We start from the raw sequence: 5,341 nt of genomic DNA on the forward strand, positions 1-5,341 counted from the left end.
TACAATTATGAGTTAGCTTTCAGATCTAAAATTCAAAACCTTTAATTATAACATAGATTTTTTTTGCAAGAGGTCTACTGTTGACTCGATTTTATTATTCCGATGCAACCGGAAACGATATCACTTTTGCAGCCAAGCTATAAATTGGAGTTGGGAGGCAGGAGCCAGGAGCCAGGAGGAAAGAGTCAGAATGAAGGAGCCAGAAGAAGTGTTTTTACAAATATGAGATCCTCCCTAATTCCTGTTTATAAAAGGTGAACTATCCGCACTCTACTTTGGAAATGTGCGAGGTCGCACTCTACTTTCAACGGTTAACAGTCAACAGTCAACAGTCAACTATTATAGTTATTAGCAAGCGCGTGCTAATTACAGTGGAATATTGCCGAAAACAAATATCTGGGGTTTTACCCGTCGTGACAATTTATAATTGTAGCCAGACCAGATTACCAATTATTAACTACGATGTCTTTACAATCTATTAGCATTCCGCCCACAACGGATCGCAAACCTGTCGCTTTGATTGTCGCTTTGCATGGATGGGGTGCTAATGCTCGGGATTTGACTTCCTTAGCACCCTTTTTCAATTTGCCGGATTATCAGTTTGTGTTTCCCGATGCCCCCTTTCCCCATCCCCAGGTAACGAGCGGCAAAGCGTGGTATAACCTTCAAAGCAAAGACGCTCAGGGATTGGTAGAAAGCCGGCAATTGCTGAGGGAATTTTTGCTGTCTTTGGAAAGCAGCACGGGCGTGCCTTTGTCTCGCACTATTTTAGGTGGCTTTTCTCAAGGCGGAGCGATGACTCTAGATGTGGGATTGACTTTGCCCCTAGCTGGTTTAATTTGTCTGAGCGGTTATTTACACCAGATTTCGCCAGTTGCGGGGAGTGTTTTGCCACCTGTTTTAATCGTACACGGTACTCAAGATACTATTGTTCCCGTTAGTGCTGCTGTGCGATCGCGCGAGAGTTTGACGGCTTGGGGAGCTGCGGTGCAGTATCGAGAATTTAAAATGGGACACGAGATTCTGCCGGAAGTTATAGAGGTAATGCGAAGTTTTGTTGTAGAAACTGTGTCGAAATCTGATTAAAGGTTTAGTATATAGTATGGCGGAAGTCTCGGGCAGGGGAAAAAAATGAAAACTTTAACCAAAGCATCGCGCGATATTGCTGTACTTACTTCTCAGGACGTGGCAGAATTGGCTGTCCGTTTGGAAGTTGACGATTATACAGATCCTTTTGAGGGATTGAATGATTGGCATTTGTTGCGATCGCTTGCTTTTCAGCGGCCGGAGCTGGTTGAACCTTATCTCCACCTTCTGGATATGGAAGCCTACGACGAAGCATAGACTGAAAAATCTAGCTCAAAATTTTCGACGGAATTGAGGAAGAAGTTAGCAGCATATTTTGTTGCGGATTAAACAGATGAATTAGGGATTTTAGCCTGTTTTTATCTTAATTTCTTTCTTGATTCTTTTTTATGAAAAAATGACATGAAAGGCAGACGAATTTTAATCGGCGTTAGTGGCGGGATTGCGGCTTACAAAGTTTGCGAAGTAGTTTCAACTTTAGCCAAAGCTGGAGCGGAAGTTAAAGTTATTCTTACTGATGCGGCAGGGGAGTTTGTAACGCCTTTGACTTTTGCTACTCTGTGCCGCCATCCTGCTTTTACTGACAAAGATTTTTGGCAACCAAGTCACGGCCGCCCCCTGCATATTCAACTGGGAGAATGGGCGGAAGTTTTTGTGATTGCTCCTTTGACAGCTAATACTTTGGCTAAGTTGGCGGGGGGTTTTGCTGATAATTTGCTGACTAATACTGTCTTAGCTTCTACTTGCCCTATTTTGCTGGCACCGGCGATGAATACAGATATGTGGGAACAGCCGGCGGTGCAGCGGAATTGGCGGGAAGTGTTGAGTTATCGGCGCTATCATGCTGCGAATCCGGGGGCGGGAATGCTGGCGTGCGATCGCGCGGGTGTCGGCCGGATGGCAGAACCTTATGAGATTTTGCCTCATATTGAATCGCTGTTGTATGCGAAGGGCGATCGAGATTTAGCGGGCATTCGGGTGTTGATCAGTGCGGGAGGAACGCGGGAACACCTCGATCCGGTGCGGTTTATCGGCAATCCTTCCACGGGCAAAATGGGCATAGCTTTAGCGCAAGCTGCACAGCACCGCGGCGCTACAGTGACGCTGGTACACAGTATAACTGGCGAATTGCCGCTCTCAGGTGTGCGGGCGATCGCAGTTACGAGTGCACAAGAAATGCGGCAGGCGATGCTGCAATGCTTTCCCGATGCGGATTTGACGGTGATGGCGGCGGCGGTAGCGGATGTGAAACCTGCCGAGTACAGTAGTGAGAAACTTCCGAAGCGATCGCTCCCGAATTGTTTGCCTTTGGCACCAGTAGCGGATATTGTGGCAGAGTTGGGAAAATTGAAACAGCCGCACCAAAAATTAATCGGGTTTGCAGCACAAACTGGGGATATTGTCAAGCCAGCTTTGGAGAAATTGCGGGCAAAGAAACTGGATGTAATTGCCGCAAACCCGATCGATCGAATAGGTGCAGGTTTCGGCAGCAATACCAATCAAGCCATATTAATTAATGCCGCCGGCAAGCAAGTAGAAATAGCACCTTGCAGCAAGCTAGAAATGGCTCACCGATTGTTAGATTTTGTGAGGGAAGGGTGAGGGCGCGATTTACTTATTAACTGGGATTAATTACTACTGGTTCGGGCGATAATCCTGATTCCCCCAAATCCGTAGATTCCGAGTCAGCCGACAACTCAGTATCTGCGACTGTAATTTCTAGTTTAAATCCTAATGCTTCGAGCAATTCTACCAAACTATAGATTTCCGAACCTGCACTTTCAGCCAGCATCTTGTCGAGTTTTTCGTGATGCTGTTTTGCTGACTCCGAAAGAGCATTCATCCTGATTCGAGCCTCAATCACCTTTCGGATGGCATTTCTCAAAAGTGCGGGTTCAGGGTCTTTTTCTGCCAAAATAGCGCCGATAAAACCAGCAGCTTCTTCCAGCTCGTGGAGAGATTCAGTTAGGTACTCGCGGTAGCTATCACTTGTCGGTGCTTTCACATTTTTCATAATCTGTCCAGTATTCTATAGCTTGTCGAATGTTCTATTCTTAGGTGCTTTTATCCCCAGCTATGAGGATTACCGCAATAGTCAAGCCGACTTGTCCGAAGTAGACACGGTAGCCCGGGCCGTAATAAATTCTGAGTTCAAAAACTCATTGTCCCACTGACTTGAAATCTCCGAGATTACCTTGCTCAACTTCGGTCAAGCCTAGATTTGATTCTAACTCTAACATTCGGATCGCGGAGGGCATCAAGCCACTCGGCGAATGGTGCCGTACCCTCTGCTGTAGTGTAACGTCGAATTTCCCTGGGTTGTACTTCCATGATTTTATCGTACTTGATTAACAATTTCTATCGTAAGGGCGATCGACACTGCATTAAGTGGGCAAATCATACTTAAGACAGAGGTATTCGATCCGTTTTAAGCTAAACTTTGTGGCAGGAAACTTTGATTACAACAGGGCATTGTGAATGAATTTTAAATCGATCGCAAAAACCAATCTACTATTCGGCAGCCTGATAATTAGCCTCGGATTGCAATCACTTCCAGCAGCAGCGCAATCAGTCACCGACGCGCAAGTTTCCGCCCTTGTAGAAGCAATGCGACAAGCCGCACCGCCACAAACTGCAAATGACGGAATGTACAGTCAGTGGCAAGTTTTACCTGGCAATATTTCCCGCTGGGCAAAATTCTGTACCAAACAAGATTTAACACCCCAACAATTTGAGGCCGACGCGACAAAAGCCAAATCAATTGTTACCTGTATCGTGGGCGATTTGCTGCGCGACGAATACAAAGCTAGCAGCAACAATGAATTAACCGCTGTACGCCGCGCCGCTTGCTGGTGGATGACTGGGGACTCCGCAGCTTGCAAAAGTGGTGCAACTGCTACTTATGCGGATAAAGTTGTCAGCGTTTACCAGCAGCAGCGGCCTAAAAAGTAAGGTTTTTGCTGCGGGATTTAGCTTTTTTTGACGGCAGATGGACGCAGATGGTTTTGTGCTGATGGACAGATAATAGGAATTGGATATCAAATTCAATTATCCTATAAGCGCCAAAGATTCTTGAGAACATTAATCAGCTCTTTCTGTCGTCGAGCGATTACTTCTGGCGTCCATTCCTGTTCCCGCAGCACTTGGGTAGTAAGCACAAAGGGTGAAACGCCCGTTTTAGTAGTGAAATACTTCTGCTTTTTCACATCAAAATCATAATTTTTTGCCTGAGTGTTTTTCGCACCAGATAGTAAAACTAAGTTGCCAAGACGATGTACATATTGATCGCGCTCTTCCTGACTAGGAAACCACTTCATCCACTCACTATTAGCCCCGGGATTTTGGGGAAGTACGTGCTCGACAGTAATTTTGGAGAAGTTGTAAGATGCTTCACCTTCTGACAGAGCAGCATCTAAGCGCAGCAAAACATAAAGACGAATTTTTTGGATTAGGTAAAGGTCACTATCGAGGACTCTAAGGATATTGTTTGACTCTTCAGGAGTAAACTGGAGCGGTGAATTGGAATTGAATAAATCTTCCTCTTGTTCAATAGCAGTAAGCAATCTGCTGTAACGTTCAATGCGCTCATTGATATTGGCGCGGACAATCATTAAACCTGCCGCTATGCGGTCTAAATCTGTAAAAAAACGCACCAAATTATCGGGGCTATTACGGTTGCGCGACAGGTAGAGAATCGCAGGCGGTATCCAGTCAACATTCTCAATTTTGTTTAACCATTTAAATAGTTGATTAATTTCCTCGGCACGCCGCTCGCTTTCATAGGTTAAGTTTTGAATTTCGGAAAAAGCCTTAGCATAAGGATCTAAAATTTCATCAATGAATTGCTGAGACCCTGCGGCAGGATTGATGTTTTCCTGAAACTCTTTAAGGATACTCTTGCTAAGTTTTTTCTTTTCCTTAATCATCCGAATATGAGAAAACAAGTCTTTGAATAACTCGCGTCCCAGCTCCTCCTCGGTATCTTCCCACTTTTTAGTATATTTTTCTTTTTGCCCTTCTGGTATTTTTCCAATAATGTCCGCTTTCAAGATATCAGTTAGGGAGAGATCCAATCCCCTGTTGTTCAACACAGAAAATATCCGATATGCAGAGTCAAAGTCAGGCGTAGAAACCACTACCAAGAAGCACTGGGTAATCAGGAACTGGGCAAGACGTATACAGGGTAAGCGCACGTTAAATAGTAGCTCAGGATACAGATTAATAAGCCAGATCCTGAAATTAAAGGTGCAATGCT

At 45.0% G+C, this 5,341-nt stretch carries 6 protein-coding genes and 1 pseudogene; 4 read left to right on the forward strand and 3 right to left on the reverse strand.

Going from position 1 to position 5,341, the window contains the following annotated elements:
• The first annotated feature begins 462 nt into the window (after positions 1 to 462).
• The 3 genes from QUA25_RS28475 (at position 463) to coaBC (ending at position 2,688) form a co-directional block, all read left to right on the forward strand.
• Entirely contained in the window at positions 463 to 1,086 is a 624-nt protein-coding gene (locus QUA25_RS28475) for an alpha/beta hydrolase (protein WP_333043033.1), read from the forward strand.
• Between the two features lie 45 nt (positions 1,087 to 1,131).
• On the forward strand, positions 1,132 to 1,344 hold the full coding sequence (gene isiD / locus QUA25_RS28480; RefSeq protein ID WP_006632739.1) for a protein IsiD: 213 nt from the start codon (positions 1,132 to 1,134) through the stop codon (positions 1,342 to 1,344).
• A gap of 144 nt (positions 1,345 to 1,488) precedes the next feature.
• Positions 1,489 to 2,688: a bifunctional phosphopantothenoylcysteine decarboxylase/phosphopantothenate--cysteine ligase CoaBC gene (gene coaBC / locus QUA25_RS28485; protein WP_333043034.1), complete on the forward strand. Its 1,200-nt coding sequence runs from the start codon at positions 1,489 to 1,491 to the stop codon at positions 2,686 to 2,688.
• Positions 2,689 to 2,704: 16 nt separating this feature from the next.
• Here the strand turns inward: coaBC and QUA25_RS28490 are convergent, their stop codons facing one another.
• Together QUA25_RS28490 and QUA25_RS28495 are read right to left on the reverse strand one after the other, a co-directional pair.
• Entirely contained in the window at positions 2,705 to 3,100 is a 396-nt protein-coding gene (locus QUA25_RS28490) for a transcriptional regulator (RefSeq protein ID WP_333043036.1), read from the reverse strand.
• Positions 3,072 to 3,417 (reverse strand): annotated as a pseudogene (locus QUA25_RS28495) (type II toxin-antitoxin system RelE/ParE family toxin). Before QUA25_RS28495 ends, QUA25_RS28490 begins: the two are co-directional and overlap by 29 nt.
• 147 nt (positions 3,418 to 3,564) lie before the next feature.
• Between QUA25_RS28495 and QUA25_RS28500 the strand changes: the two are divergent.
• On the forward strand, positions 3,565 to 4,038 hold the full coding sequence (locus tag QUA25_RS28500; RefSeq protein WP_333043037.1) for a hypothetical protein: 474 nt from the start codon (positions 3,565 to 3,567) through the stop codon (positions 4,036 to 4,038).
• A gap of 101 nt (positions 4,039 to 4,139) precedes the next feature.
• Here QUA25_RS28500 and QUA25_RS28505 read toward each other — a convergent pair.
• On the reverse strand, positions 4,140 to 5,341 hold a 1,202-nt coding region (locus tag QUA25_RS28505; protein WP_333043038.1), incomplete at its 5' end, for an HNH endonuclease family protein.

Origin of the sequence: Microcoleus sp. Pol17C6 (assembly GCF_036701145.1) — a bacterium.
Classification (GTDB): Bacteria; Cyanobacteriota; Cyanobacteriia; order Cyanobacteriales; family Microcoleaceae; genus Microcoleus.

Excerpts from the sequence above, each read along its gene's own strand:
- QUA25_RS28475 (WP_333043033.1), top strand. The coding sequence starts at position 463 with ATGTCTTTACAATCTATTAGCATTCCGCCCACAACGGATCGCAAACCT.
- isiD (WP_006632739.1), top strand. The coding sequence starts at position 1,132 with ATGAAAACTTTAACCAAAGCATCGCGCGATATTGCTGTACTTACTTCT.
- coaBC (WP_333043034.1), top strand. The coding sequence starts at position 1,489 with ATGAAAGGCAGACGAATTTTAATCGGCGTTAGTGGCGGGATTGCGGCT.
- QUA25_RS28490 (WP_333043036.1), bottom strand. The coding sequence starts at position 3,100 with ATGAAAAATGTGAAAGCACCGACAAGTGATAGCTACCGCGAGTACCTA.
- QUA25_RS28500 (WP_333043037.1), top strand. The coding sequence starts at position 3,565 with ATGAATTTTAAATCGATCGCAAAAACCAATCTACTATTCGGCAGCCTG.